Annotated in this window: 11 protein-coding genes; 6 read left to right on the top strand and 5 right to left on the bottom strand. The window is 69.6% G+C overall.

What is annotated here, in order from left to right; translation table 11 throughout:
• Nucleotides 1-389 precede the first annotated feature (389 nt).
• Together ACFPQ9_RS19030 and metH are read right to left on the bottom strand one after the other, a co-directional pair.
• Nucleotides 390-1,085 carry an HAD family hydrolase gene (locus ACFPQ9_RS19030; RefSeq protein WP_380854303.1) on the bottom strand — a complete coding sequence of 232 codons (696 nt, stop codon included), beginning with the start codon at nt 1,083-1,085 and terminating at the stop codon, nt 390-392.
• A gap of 194 nt (nt 1,086-1,279) precedes the next feature.
• Nucleotides 1,280-4,798, bottom strand: coding sequence for a methionine synthase (metH, locus tag ACFPQ9_RS19025; protein WP_380854301.1), 3,519 nt, complete (start codon nt 4,796-4,798; stop codon nt 1,280-1,282).
• Nucleotides 4,799-5,093: 295 nt separating this feature from the next.
• Between metH and ACFPQ9_RS19020 the strand changes: the two genes are divergently transcribed.
• The 4 genes from ACFPQ9_RS19020 (at nt 5,094) to ACFPQ9_RS19005 (ending at nt 10,331) form a co-directional block, all read left to right on the top strand.
• Nucleotides 5,094-5,858: an IclR family transcriptional regulator gene (locus ACFPQ9_RS19020; protein ID WP_380854299.1), complete on the top strand. Its 765-nt coding sequence runs from the start codon at nt 5,094-5,096 to the stop codon at nt 5,856-5,858.
• A gap of 377 nt (nt 5,859-6,235) precedes the next feature.
• Nucleotides 6,236-7,030: an MIP/aquaporin family protein gene (locus tag ACFPQ9_RS19015; RefSeq protein ID WP_380854297.1), complete on the top strand. Its 795-nt coding sequence runs from the start codon at nt 6,236-6,238 to the stop codon at nt 7,028-7,030.
• Nucleotides 7,031-7,126: 96 nt separating this feature from the next.
• The gene (gene glpK, locus ACFPQ9_RS19010; protein ID WP_380854295.1) at nt 7,127-8,668 is read left to right on the top strand and encodes a glycerol kinase GlpK; all 1,542 of its coding nucleotides are present in this window, start codon (nt 7,127-7,129) and stop codon (nt 8,666-8,668) included.
• A 46-nt stretch (nt 8,669-8,714) separates the two neighbouring features.
• On the top strand, nt 8,715-10,331 hold the full coding sequence (locus ACFPQ9_RS19005) for a glycerol-3-phosphate dehydrogenase/oxidase (RefSeq protein WP_380854293.1): 1,617 nt from the start codon (nt 8,715-8,717) through the stop codon (nt 10,329-10,331).
• A 188-nt stretch (nt 10,332-10,519) separates the two neighbouring features.
• Here ACFPQ9_RS19005 and ACFPQ9_RS19000 read toward each other — a convergent pair whose 3' ends face one another.
• Nucleotides 10,520-11,398 (bottom strand): TIGR03620 family F420-dependent LLM class oxidoreductase, encoded by an 879-nt coding sequence (locus ACFPQ9_RS19000; RefSeq protein ID WP_380854291.1) that lies wholly within the window; start codon nt 11,396-11,398, stop codon nt 10,520-10,522.
• Nucleotides 11,399-11,470: 72 nt separating this feature from the next.
• On the bottom strand, nt 11,471-11,803 hold the full coding sequence (locus ACFPQ9_RS18995; protein WP_380854289.1) for an ArsR/SmtB family transcription factor: 333 nt from the start codon (nt 11,801-11,803) through the stop codon (nt 11,471-11,473).
• A gap of 97 nt (nt 11,804-11,900) precedes the next feature.
• On the opposite strand from ACFPQ9_RS18995, the gene ACFPQ9_RS18990 reads away from it, so the two are divergent.
• Nucleotides 11,901-12,572, top strand: coding sequence for a FadR/GntR family transcriptional regulator (locus ACFPQ9_RS18990; protein WP_380854287.1), 672 nt, complete (start codon nt 11,901-11,903; stop codon nt 12,570-12,572).
• A gap of 244 nt (nt 12,573-12,816) precedes the next feature.
• Nucleotides 12,817-13,743 (top strand): PAC2 family protein, encoded by a 927-nt coding sequence (locus ACFPQ9_RS18985; protein ID WP_380854285.1) that lies wholly within the window; start codon nt 12,817-12,819, stop codon nt 13,741-13,743.
• 88 nt (nt 13,744-13,831) lie between these two features.
• Here ACFPQ9_RS18985 and ACFPQ9_RS18980 read toward each other — a convergent pair whose 3' ends face one another.
• Nucleotides 13,832-14,806 carry an SMP-30/gluconolactonase/LRE family protein gene (locus ACFPQ9_RS18980; RefSeq protein WP_380854283.1) on the bottom strand — a complete coding sequence of 325 codons (975 nt, stop codon included), beginning with the start codon at nt 14,804-14,806 and terminating at the stop codon, nt 13,832-13,834.
• Nucleotides 14,807-15,024: the final 218 nt, after the last annotated feature.

Below are 15,024 nucleotides of genomic sequence, written 5' to 3'. Positions count from 1 at the left end.
CCGGCATGCAGGGGTGTCGCGGCGGATCACGGGGTTAGTTGCGATGTTCTCGCGATGAGATTAGTCCGCGCGCACAGGACGGTTCGAAGCGACCGGAGTTGAGGATCCATCACGGAGCGGAACCGGGCGCGGACGCAACGAAAACCTGACCGGGGAAGGATTCGTGCACCGTTCCATCAATCGGGACACAAAGGTGCGTCCGACGCCCTCTGCCGGGGGTCGTCGGCACGGTACGGGGCCTCTGTCGACCTCCGCCGAAGTGGTGAACATCACAAACTGAACACGCTTCGGGGCGTCGGAATTCAGCCGTCCGACAGGCTTGAATTTCCCCCGGAATTCTCGCGTTATCGATGTTGCACGCTGGGTGAACGTCCGGCGCATTTGTGTTGTCAGGCGGCCATCAGCCCACGCAGAAATGCCAGATCGACCTGTTCGAGGGAGGTCACGACGGTACGGCGGGCGGCCGGTGCGATGGGGGCGATCGACGGTACGGCCACCACATGGCAGCCGGCGGCCTCCGCCGCGGCGACACCGGTCGCGGTGTCCTCGACGACCGCGCATCTGGCGGGGTCGGCGCCGAGCCCGGCCGCGGCGAGCAGGTACGGGTCCGGGTGCGGCTTGGTGCGCTCCACCTCGTCGCCGGCCACGGTCAGCGCGAAGTGCTGCGGGCCGAGCGAGGTGAGGACGCGGTCGATGATGCGCCGGTGCGAGGCGGAGACCAGGGCGGTGGGGATCTCGTACGCGGCCAGCTCGGCCAGCAGCCGGGCCGCTCCCGGCATCAGCGGCAGGGCGCGGTCGATCCGGTCCTCGAAGCCCTCGTTGAGCAGGACCGTGAGTTCGGCGAGCGTGATGTCGGCGCCGGTGGCCTCGATCAGGAAGCCGGCGCTGCGGGTCATCGGGCCGCCGACCACGACATGACGCCAGGAGTCGTCGAGGGCGTGACCGAGGCCGGCGAAGATCTCGACCTCGACGTCCCACCAGAAGCCCTCGGTGTCCACCAGAGTGCCGTCCATGTCGAGGAGAACAGCCTGAAGGGCCGACCCGTCGGCCGTACGGGTTACTGGCGCGGGGACCGTACTGGTCATCCTGGCGCACCTCCTTGAGGGGCGGACAGGCCGGCTCCCACTAAGGGAACCGGCCTGCGGTGGACCGTCCAGTGTACGGCGTGCGCCGCCGAAGCGCCTGGTTTATCCGGTGTGCCGCGGGGCACACAGGAAGGACGCCGGGGAACGCGTTGACCTGCGTCGAAGCGGGCCCTGCAGCGGCGGCGCCCAGCGCCTCATCGTGCGTTGAAGTACTTCGCCTCCAGGTGATGGATCACGATCGCGTCCGTGGACTGCTCGGGGTGCAGCTGGAACTCCTCGGACAGGTGGACGCCGATGCGCTCGGGCTGGAGCAGGTCGGCGATCTTGGACCGGTCCTCCAGGTTCGGGCAGGCGCCGTAGCCGAGCGAGAAGCGGGCGCCCCGGTACTTCAGCGCGAACATGTCCTCCATGGCGGAGGGGTCCTCGCCGGCGAAGCCGAGTTCCGAACGCACGCGCGCGTGCCAGTACTCGGCGAGCGCCTCCGCCAACTGCACGGACAGGCCGTGCAGTTCGAGGTAGTCGCGGTAGGAGTTCGACTCGAAGAGCCGGGCGGTCTCCTCGCCGATGCGGGAGCCCACGGTGACGACCTGGAGGCCGACGACGTCGGTCTCGCCGGACTCCTGCGGACGGAAGAAGTCCGCGAGGCACAGCCGTCGGCCGCGGCGCTGGCGCGGGAAGGTGAAGCGGGTGCGTTCGTTGCCGTGCTCGTCGAGCAGGATCAGGTCGTCGTCCTTGGAGACGCACGGGAAGTATCCGTAGACGACGGCCGCTTCGAGGAGGTTCTCCGTCTGGAGCTTGTCGAGCAGGCCGCGCAGCCGTGGACGGCCCTCCGTCTCGACGAGTTCCTGGTACGACGGTCCCTCGCCGCTGCGGACCTCCTTCAGACCCCACTGGCCCTTGAACAGGGCGCCCTCATCGAGCCAGGAGGCATACTCCTTGAGCTGGATGCCCTTGATGACGCGGGTGCCCCGGAACGGCGGCTCGGGGACCGGGTTGTCGGTGGCGACGTCGGAGCGGACGTGGCCTTCCTCAGGACGCTCTTCGAGTACGGCCGTGGTGGCGGCGCTCCTGACGCGGCGCTGCTTGAGCTCGGGCAGCTTCGCGCCGGGCACCCCGCGCTTGACGCCGATGAGGGCGTCCATCAGGCGCAGGCCCTCGAACGCGTCGCGGGCGTAGCGGACTTCGCCCTCGTAGATCTCGTGCAGGTCCTGCTCGACGTACGCGCGCGTGAGGGCGGCTCCGCCGAGGATGACGGGGTAATCCGCCGCAAGGCCGCGCTGGTTGAGCTCCTCCAGGTTCTCCTTCATGATCACCGTGGACTTCACCAGCAGCCCTGACATGCCGATGACGTCGGCCCGGTGTTCCTCGGCGGCCTCCAGGATCGCGGAGACGGGCTGCTTGATGCCCAGGTTCACCACGTTGTAGCCGTTGTTGGACAGGATGATGTCCACGAGGTTCTTGCCGATGTCGTGCACGTCGCCGCGCACGGTGGCCAGCACGATGGTGCCCTTGCCGTCGGTGTCGGACTTCTCCATGTGCGGTTCGAGGTGGGCGACGGCCGCCTTCATCACCTCGGCGGACTGCAGGACGAACGGCAGCTGCATCTGGCCGGAGCCGAACAGCTCACCGACGACCTTCATGCCGTCCAGGAGGGTGTTGTTGACGATGTCCAGGGCGGGCGTGTCCTGGAGTGCCTCGTCCAGGTCGGCCTCCAGGCCGTTGCGCTCGCCGTCGATGATGCGGCGCTTGAGGCGCTCCTCCAGCGGGAGGGCGGCCAGTTCCTCGGCCTTGCCCGCCTTGAGGGACTTGGCGGTGGCGCCCTCGAAGAGCTGCATCAGCTTCTGGAGGGGGTCGTAGCCGTCGGCGCGGCGGTCGTGGATGAGGTCGAGGGCCGTCTGGACCTCTTCCTCGCTGAAGCGGGCGATCGGCAGGATCTTGCTCGCGTGCACGATCGCCGAGTCCAGGCCGGCCTTGACGCACTCGTCGAGGAAGACGGAGTTCAGCAGGATGCGGGCGGCCGGGTTGAGGCCGAAGGAGATGTTGGACAGGCCGAGGGTGGTCTGGACGTCCGGGTGGCGGCGCTTGAGCTCGCGGATCGCCTCGATGGTGGCGATGCCGTCCCCCCGGGACTCCTCCTGACCGGTGCAGATGGTGAAGGTCAGGGTGTCGATGAGGATGTCCGACTCGTGGATGCCCCAGTTGCCGGTCAGGTCGTCGATCAGCCGTTCGGCGATCTCGACCTTCTTCTCCGGGGTGCGGGCCTGGCCCTCCTCGTCGATGGTCAGCGCGATCAGGGCGGCGCCGTGCTCCTGCGCCAGCTTGGTGACCTTCGCGAAGCGGGACTCGGGGCCGTCGCCGTCCTCGTAGTTGACGGAGTTGATGACCGCGCGCCCGCCGAGCTTCTCCAGGCCCGCCTGGATGACGTCGACCTCGGTGGAGTCCAGCACGATCGGCAGGGTGGAGGCGGTGGCGAAGCGGCCGGCGAGCTCCTCCATGTCGGCGACGCCGTCGCGGCCGACGTAGTCCACGCACAGGTCGAGCATGTGCGCGCCCTCGCGGATCTGCTCACGCGCCATCTCCACACAGTCGTCCCAGCGGGCCTGAAGCATGGCCTCGCGGAACTTCTTGGAGCCGTTGGCGTTGGTGCGCTCGCCGATGGCCAGGTAGGAGGTGTCCTGGCGGAACGGGACGGTCTGGTAGAGGGAGGCGGCGCCGGGCTCGGGGCGGGGGTCGCGTTCGGTGGGGGTGACGTCCCGGACCCGCTCGACCAACTGGCGCAGGTGCTCCGGTGTGGTGCCGCAGCAGCCGCCGACGAGGGAGAGGCCGTAGTCGCGTACGAAGGTCTCGTGGGCGTCGGCCAGCTCGGGCGCGGTGAGCGGGTAGGTGGCGCCGTTCTTGCCGAGGACGGGGAGGCCTGCGTTCGGCATGCAGGACAGCGGGATGCGGGAGTGCCGGGAGAGGTAGCGCAGGTGCTCGCTCATCTCGGCGGGGCCGGTGGCGCAGTTCATGCCGATCATGTCGATGCCGAGCGGCTCCAGCGCGGTGAGCGCGGCGCCGATCTCGGAGCCCAGCAGCATGGTGCCGGTCGTCTCGACGGTGACGGAGACGATGATCGGCAGGTCCAGGCCGGAGATCTCGCGGGCGCGCTGGGCGCCGAGCACGGCGGCCTTGGTCTGCAGCAGGTCCTGGGTGGTCTCCACGATCAGCGCGTCGGCGCCGCCCGCGATCAGGCCCTCGGCGTTCTGCTGGAAGGCGTCGCGGATCGTGGTGTATCCGATGTGACCGAGCGTGGGCAGCTTGGTGCCGGGGCCGATGGAGCCCAGCACCCAGCGCCGGCGGCCGTCGCGGGCGACGTAGGCGTCGGCGGTCTCGCGGGCGATGCGGGCGCCCGCCTCGGACAGCTCGTGGACCCGCTCGGGGATGTCGTACTCGGCCATCGCCGCGTAGTTGGCGCCGAAGGTGTTCGTCTCGACGCAGTCCACGCCGGCGTCGAAATACTCCTCGTGGACCGAACGGACGATGTCGGGACGCGTCACGTTGAGGATCTCGTTGCAGCCCTCGAGATTCTGGAAGTCCTCGAGGGTGGGCTCCTGGGCCTGCAACATGGTGCCCATCGCTCCGTCGGCCACCACCACTCGGGTGGCGAGCGCCTCACGGAGTGCGGACACACGGGTCCGGCTGTCGGCGGAAGGGGTCGGTGGCAACGAGGCCATGAAGGGGCTCCCTGGAGTGCGACGGCTGTCGGCTTTGCACCCGGCGCGGAACGGTCCGCTGTGGGCGCACGCCGCCAGGGTAGCCGGGTCCGCACAGAAGTGGTCGGGCAGTCCACGACGCGGGACGCGGATGACGGTCGGGTCGATCTTCGGCTACGGCTGTGGCAACGGAAGGCGACCGATACCGACGGACCATTAGCGGGAGGTCGGCATCGACCGGTAGTGTTCGACATTGCCGAACGGCGGCAGCGACGTCGCAGGGTCGACGGTCGAAGGGGACGGAGGCAGCACGGCGATGGCACGGAACATCCAGTCGCTCGAACGGGCGGCCGCGATGCTGCGGCTCCTCGCGGGCGGCGAGCGACGCCTCGGCCTGTCGGACATCGCCTCCTCACTGGGCCTCGCCAAAGGCACCGCCCACGGGATCCTGCGCACCCTTCAGCAGGAGGGCTTCGTCGAGCAGGACGAGGCCTCGGGCCGCTATCAGCTGGGCGCCGAGCTGCTGCGCCTGGGCACCACGTATCTGGATGTGCACGAGCTGCGGGCGCGCGCCCTGGTCTGGACGGACGACCTGGCCCGCTCCAGCGGGGAGAGCGTCTATCTGGGCGTCCTGCACCAGCAGGGCGTCCTGATCGTCCACCACGTCTTCCGCCCGGACGACAGCCGGCAAGTGCTGGAGATCGGCGCCATGCAGCCGCTGCACTCCACGGCGCTGGGCAAGGTCCTGTCGGCGTACGACCCGGTCGCGCACAGCGAGGCGATCGAGGCCGACCGCAAGGCGTTCACCGACCGCACCATGTGCGAACTGGACGGCTTCGAGCACATCCTCGACGTGACACGCGCGCGTGGGTACGCCGCCGACGTCGAGGAGACCTGGGAAGGCGTCGCCGGTGTGGCCGCGCCCATCCACGACCGGCGCCGTATGCCCGTCGGTGCCGTCGGCATCACCGGTGCCGTGGAGCGGCTGTGCCGGGACGGCGAGCTGCGTCCCGAGCTGATCGCGGCGGTGCGGGACTGCGCCCGCGCGGTGTCGCGGGATCTGGGCGCCGGGCGGTTCTGAGCGCCGTACGGACAACTAGTTACCGACCGGGATGTCATAGGACGTTCCGGTCTTCGGCATAACCACACACAGTCGGGTGAATCACCCCGAGGGAACTCACCGTGTTCCCTACGCGGCAGTACGCATCCGATCGACCAGTGTCGACAAATCAACACATCCGATAACGATCGAGCATTCGATAACAGGACCCTTGACGCACGCCTTACACGGGGGCAAGCTCCCGTCCATCGGTCGGCATTGTCGAACACCTACCGGCAATACGCGCTAGAGTGTGACAGTGCCAAGGGCCGGCATCGCCCTCACCCCCGAGGGCAACGCGAACCACCGGTGGGACCCGGGGTTCGGCTTCCCCTGGACGAAGGACAAAGGAGTCGCGGGTGTCCAGCTCCGACATCTTCATCGGCGAGACCATCGGTACCGCCATACTCATCCTGCTCGGCGGTGGCGTCTGCGCCGCCGTCACGCTGAAGGCCTCCAAGGCCCGCAACGCCGGCTGGCTCGCCATCACCTTCGGGTGGGGCTTCGCAGTGCTCACGGCGGTCTACACCTCGGCGCCGCTGTCCGGCGCCCACCTGAACCCGGCCGTGACGGTCGCGCTCGCGATCAAGGACAACGCCTGGAGCGACGTTCCGACGTACCTCGCCGGACAGTTCCTCGGCGCCGCGATCGGTGCGGCTCTGGTCTGGGTCGCCTACTACGGCCAGTTCCACGCCCACCTCACCGACAAGGAGATCGTCGGCGGCCCGGGTGCGCAGGCCACGGCGGCCAAGGCCGTCGAGGCCCAGGAGAAGGGCGCAGGACCGGTCCTGGGCATCTTCTCCACCGGTCCCGAGATCCGGAACGTGGTGCAGAACCTCCTCACGGAGATCATCGGCACGATCGTCCTGGTGCTCGCCATCCTCACGCAGGGCCTGAACAACAACGGCGACGGCCTCGGCCCGATCGGCGCGCTGATCGTCGCGCTCGTCGTCGTCTCGATCGGTCTGTCCCTCGGCGGCCCGACCGGTTACGCGATCAACCCGGCCCGTGACCTCGGTCCGCGCATCGTGCACGCCCTGCTGCCCCTGCCCAACAAGGGCGGCTCCGACTGGGGCTACGCCTGGATCCCGGTGGTCGGTCCGCTCATCGGCGGCGCCATCGCGGCAGGCATCTACAACGTCGCATTCGCTTAGGAACAGTGAGTTCACCCATCCGGGTGAGATGCACCGAAACTCTCAGCGCGCGCCGTACGTAAAGCCCCATAACCACGGAACTTCCAGGAGCACACAGTGACCGACGCCCACACCGCCGGCCCCTTCATCGCCGCGATCGACCAAGGCACCACCTCGTCCCGCTGCATCGTCTTCGACCGCGACGGCCGCATCGTCTCCGTCGACCAGAAGGAGCACGAGCAGATCTTCCCGAAGCCGGGCTGGGTCGAGCACAACGCCAACGAGATCTGGACCAACGTCCAGGAGGTCGTCGCCGGAGCCATCCAGAAGGCCGGCATCACCCGTGACGACATCAAGGCCATCGGTATCACCAACCAGCGCGAGACGACCGTGCTGTGGGACAAGAACACCGGTGAGCCCGTCCACAACGCCATCGTCTGGCAGGACACCCGCACCGACGGGCTCTGCAAGGAGCTCGGCCGCAACGTCGGCCAGGACCGCTTCCGCCGCGAGACCGGTCTGCCCCTCGCCTCCTACTTCGCCGGTCCCAAGGCCCGCTGGCTGCTGGACAACGTCGAGGGTCTGCAGGAGCGCGCGGCGGCCGGGGACATCCTCTTCGGCACCATGGACACCTGGGTCATCTGGAACCTGACCGGCGGTGTCAACGGCGGCAAGCACGTCACCGACGTCACGAACGCGTCCCGCACCATGCTGATGAACCTGCACACCATGGAGTGGGACGACAAGATCGCCGAGTCCATCGGCGTACCGCTGCAGATCCTTCCCGAGATCCGCTCCTCCGCGGAGGTCTACGGCGAGATCAGCGGCGGCAAGCTGGGCGACCTGCTCGGCGGCATCCCGGTCGCCTCCGCGCTCGGTGACCAGCAGGCGGCGCTGTTCGGGCAGACCTGTTTCGCCGAGGGCGAGACCAAGTCGACGTACGGCACCGGCACCTTCATGGTGATGAACACCGGCGACAAGATCATCAACTCCTACGCCGGTCTGCTGACCACCGTCGGCTACAAGATCGGTGACCAGGACACGGTGTACGCCCTGGAGGGCTCGATCGCCGTCACCGGCTCGCTGGTGCAGTGGATGCGCGACCAGATGGGCCTGATCTCCACCGCCGCCGAGATCGAGACGCTCGCGCTCTCGGTCGAGGACAACGGCGGCGCCTACTTCGTGCCGGCCTTCTCCGGCCTGTTCGCCCCGCACTGGCGCTCCGACGCCCGCGGTGTGATCGCCGGTCTGACCCGGTACGTCACCAAGGCGCACCTCGCGCGTGCCGTCCTGGAGGCCACGGCCTGGCAGACGCGGGAGATCGCCGACGCCATGACGAAGGACTCCGGCGTCGAGCTGTCCACCCTCAAGGTGGACGGCGGCATGACCGCGAACAACCTGCTGATGCAGCAGCTCTCGGACGTCCTGGACGCGCCGGTGGTGCGCCCGATGGTCGCCGAGACGACCTGCCTCGGCGCCGCCTACGCCGCCGGTCTCGCCGTCGGCTTCTGGTCCAGCACCGACGACCTGCGTGCCAACTGGCGCCGGGCCGCCGAGTGGACCCCCCGCATGGACGCGGAGACCCGCGACCGTGAGTACAAGAGCTGGCTCAAGGCCGTTGACCGGACCATGGGCTGGATCGAGGACGACGAGAGCTGACGACCGCCGCCAACTCTCGAACTCTGATGAGGAGTAAGAACCCGAAATGACCAGTCAGACCACCCTGCAGTCCGTGCCTGCCCTGGGCACGCGCCCGGCCTCCGGCTCCAACCCGAGCCGCGCCGAGACCCGGGAGCAGCTCGCCAAGGCGTCGTACGACCTTCTCGTGATCGGCGGCGGCATCCTGGGCATCTCCACCGCCTGGCACGCCGCGCAGTCCGGCCTCAGGGTGGCTCTGGTCGACGCCGGCGACTTCGCCGGCGCCACCTCCTCCGCCTCCTCCAAGCTGCTCCACGGCGGTCTGCGCTACCTGCAGACCGGCGCGGTGAAGCTGGTGGCGGAGAACCACTTCGAGCGCCGTGCGGTCTCCCGTCAGGTGGCTCCCCACCTGGCGAACCCGCTCACGTTCTACCTCCCCGTGTACAAGGGCGGGCCGCACGGCGCCGCGAAGCTCGGAGCGGGTGTCTTCGCCTACTCCGCGCTCTCCGCTTTCGGTGACGGCGTCGGTCACCTCCTGTCCCCCGCGAAGGCGGCGCAGGACGTGCCGGAGCTGCGCACCGACAACCTCAAGGCCGTGGCCGTGTACGGCGACGACCAGATGAACGACGCGCGCATGGCGCTGATGACGGTCCGTGGGGCCGTCGAGGCGGGCGCGGTCGTGCTCAACCACGCCGAGGTCACCGGCCTGCGCTTCACCAAGGGCCGGGTGACCGGCGCGGATCTGAAGGACCGGCTGTCCGGTGACGAGTTCGGCGTCAACGCCCGTCTCGTGCTCAACGCGACCGGCCCCTGGGTCGACCACCTGCGCAGGATGGAGGACCCGAACGCCGCGCCGTCGATCCGCCTGTCGAAGGGCGCGCACCTGGTCCTGAAGCGGACGGCGCCCTGGAAGGCGGCGCTGGCGACCCCGATCGACAAGTACCGCATCACGTTCGCCCTGCCCTGGGAGGACATGCTGCTGCTCGGCACCACGGACGAGGAGTTCGAGGGCGACCCGGCGGATGTCGCGGTCACCGAGAAGGACACGGCCCAGATACTCGACGAGGCCGCGTTCTCCATCCGCGACCAGCAGCTCGACCGGGACCTGATCACGTACGCCTTCGCGGGTCTGCGGGTGCTGCCGGGCGGTCCCGGCGACACGGCGAAGGCCAAGCGCGAGACGGTCGTGACCGAGGGCACCGGCGGCATGCTGTCCGTCGCGGGCGGCAAGTGGACGACCTTCCGCCACATCGGCCGCACCATCATGAAGAAGCTGGAGGCGCTGCCGGGCCACCCGCTCGGCGACGACTTCGAGCCCATCTCCTCCCTGCCGAAGAAGCTGCCGCTGCCCGGTATCGCCAACCCGCGCGCGGTCGCCCACCGGCTGCTCACCGACCGCCCGGCGCCGGGTCCGCGCATGGCGGCCGACACGGCGAAGCACCTGGCGACGCACTACGGCTCGCTGGCCTTCGACATCGCCCGTATCGCCAACGAGAACCCGGAGCTGGGCGAGCGCGTCCACCCGGACGCCCCGGAGATCTGGGCGCAGGTCGTCTACGCCCGGGACAACGAGTGGGCCGAGACGCAGGACGACGTGCTGCGCCGCCGGACGACGCTGACGATCCGGGGCCTGGCGACGGACGACGTCCGGGCGAAGGTGCAGGACCTGCTCGACAAGAAGTGACCTCGCAGGCGCCGGATGAGGTTTCTGCCGGATGAGCCTCTTCCGACGCCGGGTCCGGCCACTCCCCTGACCAGGCCGGACCGCACGAGGGCGGCCCCTCCGCACCGGGGCCGGCCACGACGAAAGGGGCGGCTCCCCGCCGATGGGGCCGCCCCTTTCGCGTGCCGTGGAGCCGTGGTGCGCCGTGCTCAGGGAAGCAGCGCCTCCGCAAGCCGCCGCCACTGCGGCAGTGAGGTCGTGCCCGGCTCGGTGCCGATGACCTGGACGGCGACATGGTCGGCGCCTGCTGCGACATGGGCTCGGAGCTTGTCCGCGATCGTGTCGGTGTGGCCCCAGAACACCAGGTCGTCCACCAGGCGGTCGCTGCCACCGTCCCCGATCTCCTCGTCCGGGTAGCCCAGCCTGCGGAACTTGGCGACGTTGTAGGGGGAGTTGAGGTACGGCGTCAGATGTTCGCGTGCCGTCGCGCGGGCCTTGGCGGGGTCCGGCTCGAAGAGGACCGCGTGTTCGACGCCGAGGAAGGCGTCCGGCCCGAGGATCTCCCTGGCGCCCGCGGTGTGGGCCGTGTTGACGTGGTACGTGTGGGCGCCCAGCGAGCGGTCCCGGGCCAGGGCGAGCATCTTGGGGCCGTACGCGGCCAGGACGCGGCGGACCGGGTTCCCCGGCGCGGGGTCGGGTGACTTGTCGGCGAGGGCGTCCAGTTCGTCGAGGTATTCGGCCATCGCCGCCAGGGGTTTGACGCCCGGCCTGCGCAGGCCGCCGAAGCCGAGGCCGAGCACATGCCGGCCCGGGTGGGCGTCGGCCAGCAAAACGCTCGCGCCGTGGGTCGCGAGGGCCCCGCGCGCCCAGATCTGGGCGATGCCGTTGACGACGTGCAGCCGCTCGGTGGCGGCGAGGAGGAACGCGGCCAGGGTGAGGGCCTCGCGTCCGCCCACTTCGGGGAACCACACCGCGCGCCAGCCCATTTCCTCCAGTTCCTGGACCGAGTCGCGGACCTGCGCGGCCGGCTGGTGCTCGAAGTCGAAGGTGTAGATGCCGAACGTTCCCAACGTTTCCAGGTTCGTCATGAATCGAAATATCGCAGATTCTCGATATGAAGCGCAACGGACACGCCGGGACCCGAGCGGGTGCGCGAACTCCTAGAGGGTCCGGCCGAGTTGGGAGAGCAGCCCGGCGATGCGCTCCTCATCGCGCCTGTAGTGCGTCCACTTGCCCACGCGCGTCGCCCGCACCAGCCCGGCCCGCTGCAGTTCCGCCAGATACGCCGACACCGTCGACTGGGCCAGTCCCGCCTTCGCCTGGATATGGCTCACGCACACCCCGACCTCCGCCGGATCCGCGATGGCCTGGTCCATGGGGAAGTGCCGCTCGGGCTCACGCAGCCACAGCAGCAACTGCAGCCGTACCGGATTCGACAGCGCCCGCAGGGCGCTGACCAGGTCGGGGTCCGGTGAGGTCGCTGCGTCGGCCATGGATCCGGAGTATAGGTCGACCGTTTCGGCGACCCCCCATAATGGCCTGAGAGATCGGATGTCTTGCACGACATTCTGAACGACAGGGAGGCCGGCCATGGCAGTCACCGACGAGGCGATCGAGAAGATCAAGGGCATGATCGTCTCCGGCGCCCTGCGTCCCGGCGACCGGCTCCCCAAGGAGAGCGAGCTGGCCGCCGAACTCGGCCTGTCCCGCAACTCCCTGCGGGAGGCCGTGCGCGCCCTGTCGCTGATCCGGATCCTGGACGTACGGCAGGGCGACGGCACCTATGTCACGAGCCTCGATCCGCAGCTGCTGCTGGAGGCGCTGAGCTTCGTCGTCGACTTCCACCGCGACGACACGGTGCTGGAGTTCCTCGCCGTGCGCCGCATCCTGGAGCCCGCGGCCACGGCGATGGCCGCGTCCCGGATCAGCGAGCAGCAACTGAGCGCGCTGTCGGCACAGTTGGAGAAGCTGGGTGACGCCCCGTCGGTGGAGGAACTCGTCGCCTGCGACCTGGAGTTCCACCGGGGCATCGTGCAGAGCTCCGGCAACTCCGTGCTGTGCTCGCTCCTGGACGGCCTGTCCGGACCGACGACCCGGGCGCGCATCTGGCGGGGGCTGACCCAGGAGGACGCGGTCAGCCGGACCCTGCACGAACACCGGGCGATCCTGGCAGCCCTGCGGGACCGGGACGCGGAGGCGGCGCGGTCGTGGGCCACGGTGCACATCGCGAGTGTGGAGCAGTGGCTGCGGTCCACGCTGTGAGTTGGGCCGGGGGCGCCGTAGGGGTGCGTGCCGTCCAGTGGGTGCGGGTTCATCGTGGCTGGTCGCGCAGTTCCCCGCGCCCCTTGGTCGGCGCACTCGCCCGGGTGAGAGGCCCCGGGGTGTTCCGGGGGGAGGAATGGGGCAGTGATCCGTTCACTCCCCCGCACAAGGGGGCTGCGGGCGCCCCCGCCGCACGCCGTAAGGTTGGTTCGTCAGGCGAGGGCACGTCGGAAGGAGGCACTGGGTGATCGAGCTCGAGGGGGTTCCCGAGCTGGTCGACCCGGTCATGGTGGCCGCGTTCGAGGGCTGGAACGATGCCGGCGACGCCGCCTCCACCGCGGTCGCGCATCTGGACAGGGAATGGAAGGGCGAGGTCTTCGCGGCGCTGGACGCCGAGGACTACTACGACTTCCAGGTGAACCGCCCCACCGTGTGGATGGACGCGGGAGTGCGCAAGATCACGTGGCCGACGACAAGGTTGTCCGTCGTCCGCGTCGGCGGCGAGAAGCCGCGCGATCTCGTACTCGTCCGAGGTATCGAGCCGTCCATGCGCTGGCGCTCGTTCTGCAACGAGCTCCTCGGCTTCGCGCACGAGCTGGGCGTGGAGCTGGTGGTCATCCTGGGCGCCCTGCTCGGCGACACCCCGCACACCCGTCCGGTACCGATCAGCGGCACCACGTCCGACCCGGACCTGGCCCGCCGCATGGATCTGGAGGAGACCAAGTACGAGGGCCCGACGGGCATCGTCGGCGTCCTGCAGGAGGCGTGCACGCACGCGGGCGTACCGGCCGTCAGCCTGTGGGCCGCCGTACCGCACTACGTCTCGCAGCCGCCGAACCCGAAGGCGACGCTGGCGCTGCTCAACCGGCTGGAAGATCTGATCGACGTCCGTATCCCGCTGGGCGAGCTGCCCGAGGACGCGCGCGCCTGGCAGGTCGGCGTGGACCAGCTGGCCGCCGAGGACAGCGAGGTCGCGGAGTACGTGCAGACGCTGGAGGAGGCCCGCGACACCGCGGAGCTGCCGGAAGCCTCGGGCGAGGCCATCGCGCGGGAGTTCGAGCGGTATCTGCGGCGCCGGGACGGCGGCCCGTCGCCCGGCGACCGTACGCGTCCGCCGATGCCTCCGAAGCCGGGCAACAAGGACGACGACGAGGACTCGTCGGACGACTGAGGCTCACGGAGCCGAAAGGGAGGGCGGTGCGCGGGACTGCGCACCGCCCTCCTACGTCACCGGCCTCACACGGGCTACGTCACCGACCTCACACGGGCACGGAGATCACGTCGTACGTCGTCTCCGGCGTCGGCGTCGTGGTGAAGCGCGCGTTGGGCAGGTAGAGACGGCCCTGGTGCGCGGCCACCGTGGTCGGCACGTCGAACAGCGGATCGGTGATGCGGCGCCGGAAGACACCGCTGCGTCCGTCGGCGGCGAGCTTGAAGACGTCGATGGCGTTCTGCCGGTTCTGGACGACGTACAGCGTCCGCCCGATCAGGAGCAGACCGTCGCCGTTGGTGAGCGGTGCCGCGGCGCCGAGGTCGACGAGCTCGGTGACGCCGGTGCGCGGGTTCACCCGGTGCAGCCCGCCGACCCCGGACTGCACGACCAGCAGCGCGGAGCCGTCGGGAGTGGCGGTGATGCCGTTGGCGTTGACGACCTCGCCGGCGACCTGGCTCCAGTCGCCGCTCAGGGTGAGCGTCACCACCTGGTCCGCGTCCGGCAGTTGCCCGTGCCGGCCGAGCGGGAGGGCGTACAGCGCGGGCTGGAAGGAGTCGGTGAACCAGGCCGTGTGCGAAGTGAGGAACACGTCGTTGGCGAAGCTCGGGGTCGCCGAGGTCAGGGCGTAGGAGGCGAGGATCTTCCCGCTGCGGGCGTCCACGACGCGGGCGCCCTCGCCGCGTCCGGCGACGAACAGGCGTCCCAGGTGGTCGAGTTTGAGGCCCACCGAGGGCGTGCCCGGTCCGGGCGAGATGATCGAGCCCTCGCCGGTGCGCAGGTCGGCGCGGTAGATCGAGCCGTCGCCGAGGGAGCCGAGGTAGGCGTACGGTCCGCCGCCGATGGTGATGCCCTCCGGGCGGAAGCCGTTCGGGAGGTGGATCACGGCGGGGCGGCGCTTTCCGGCCGCGGCGGCGGGGGTGCCGGCGGTTCCCACGAGTGCGGCGCCGGCGGTCGCGGCGCCCGTGGTGAGAAGTCTCCGGCGGGTGAGGTGAGGTGCGAAGGAGCGGTGTTCGGGGGCCACGGTGCGTCCTTCCGCTGACAGGACCGGCCGACAGCTGGTCCAACGGTCAACTGACTCCCCCACCCCACCACACGCCGGGCGCCTCCGCAGCCGAGGTCCGCGTCTCGACAGGGACTGGACAGCATCCGGCCGGATTATGGCGTGACATCGCTTTCCGGACGGATTGCACACGTTGCCCAATTCAACTTGTTCTCAAACCAAGTTGACGAAAATGCTCT

The organism is Streptomyces coerulescens, assembly GCF_042657965.1.
Lineage (GTDB): Bacteria > Actinomycetota > Actinomycetes > Streptomycetales > Streptomycetaceae > Streptomyces > Streptomyces coerulescens.
Note: the sequence above shows the minus strand (reverse complement) of the source record. Positions and strands in the feature narration are given on the sequence as shown.

Coding starts and splice junctions, on each gene's coding strand:
- ACFPQ9_RS19030 (WP_380854303.1), bottom strand. CDS start 1,085: ATGACCAGTACGGTCCCCGCGCCAGTAACCCGTACGGCCGACGGGTCG.
- metH (WP_380854301.1), bottom strand. CDS start 4,798: ATGGCCTCGTTGCCACCGACCCCTTCCGCCGACAGCCGGACCCGTGTG.
- ACFPQ9_RS19020 (WP_380854299.1), top strand. CDS start 5,094: ATGGCACGGAACATCCAGTCGCTCGAACGGGCGGCCGCGATGCTGCGG.
- ACFPQ9_RS19005 (WP_380854293.1), top strand. CDS start 8,715: ATGACCAGTCAGACCACCCTGCAGTCCGTGCCTGCCCTGGGCACGCGC.
- ACFPQ9_RS19000 (WP_380854291.1), bottom strand. CDS start 11,398: ATGACGAACCTGGAAACGTTGGGAACGTTCGGCATCTACACCTTCGAC.
- ACFPQ9_RS18995 (WP_380854289.1), bottom strand. CDS start 11,803: ATGGCCGACGCAGCGACCTCACCGGACCCCGACCTGGTCAGCGCCCTG.
- ACFPQ9_RS18990 (WP_380854287.1), top strand. CDS start 11,901: ATGGCAGTCACCGACGAGGCGATCGAGAAGATCAAGGGCATGATCGTC.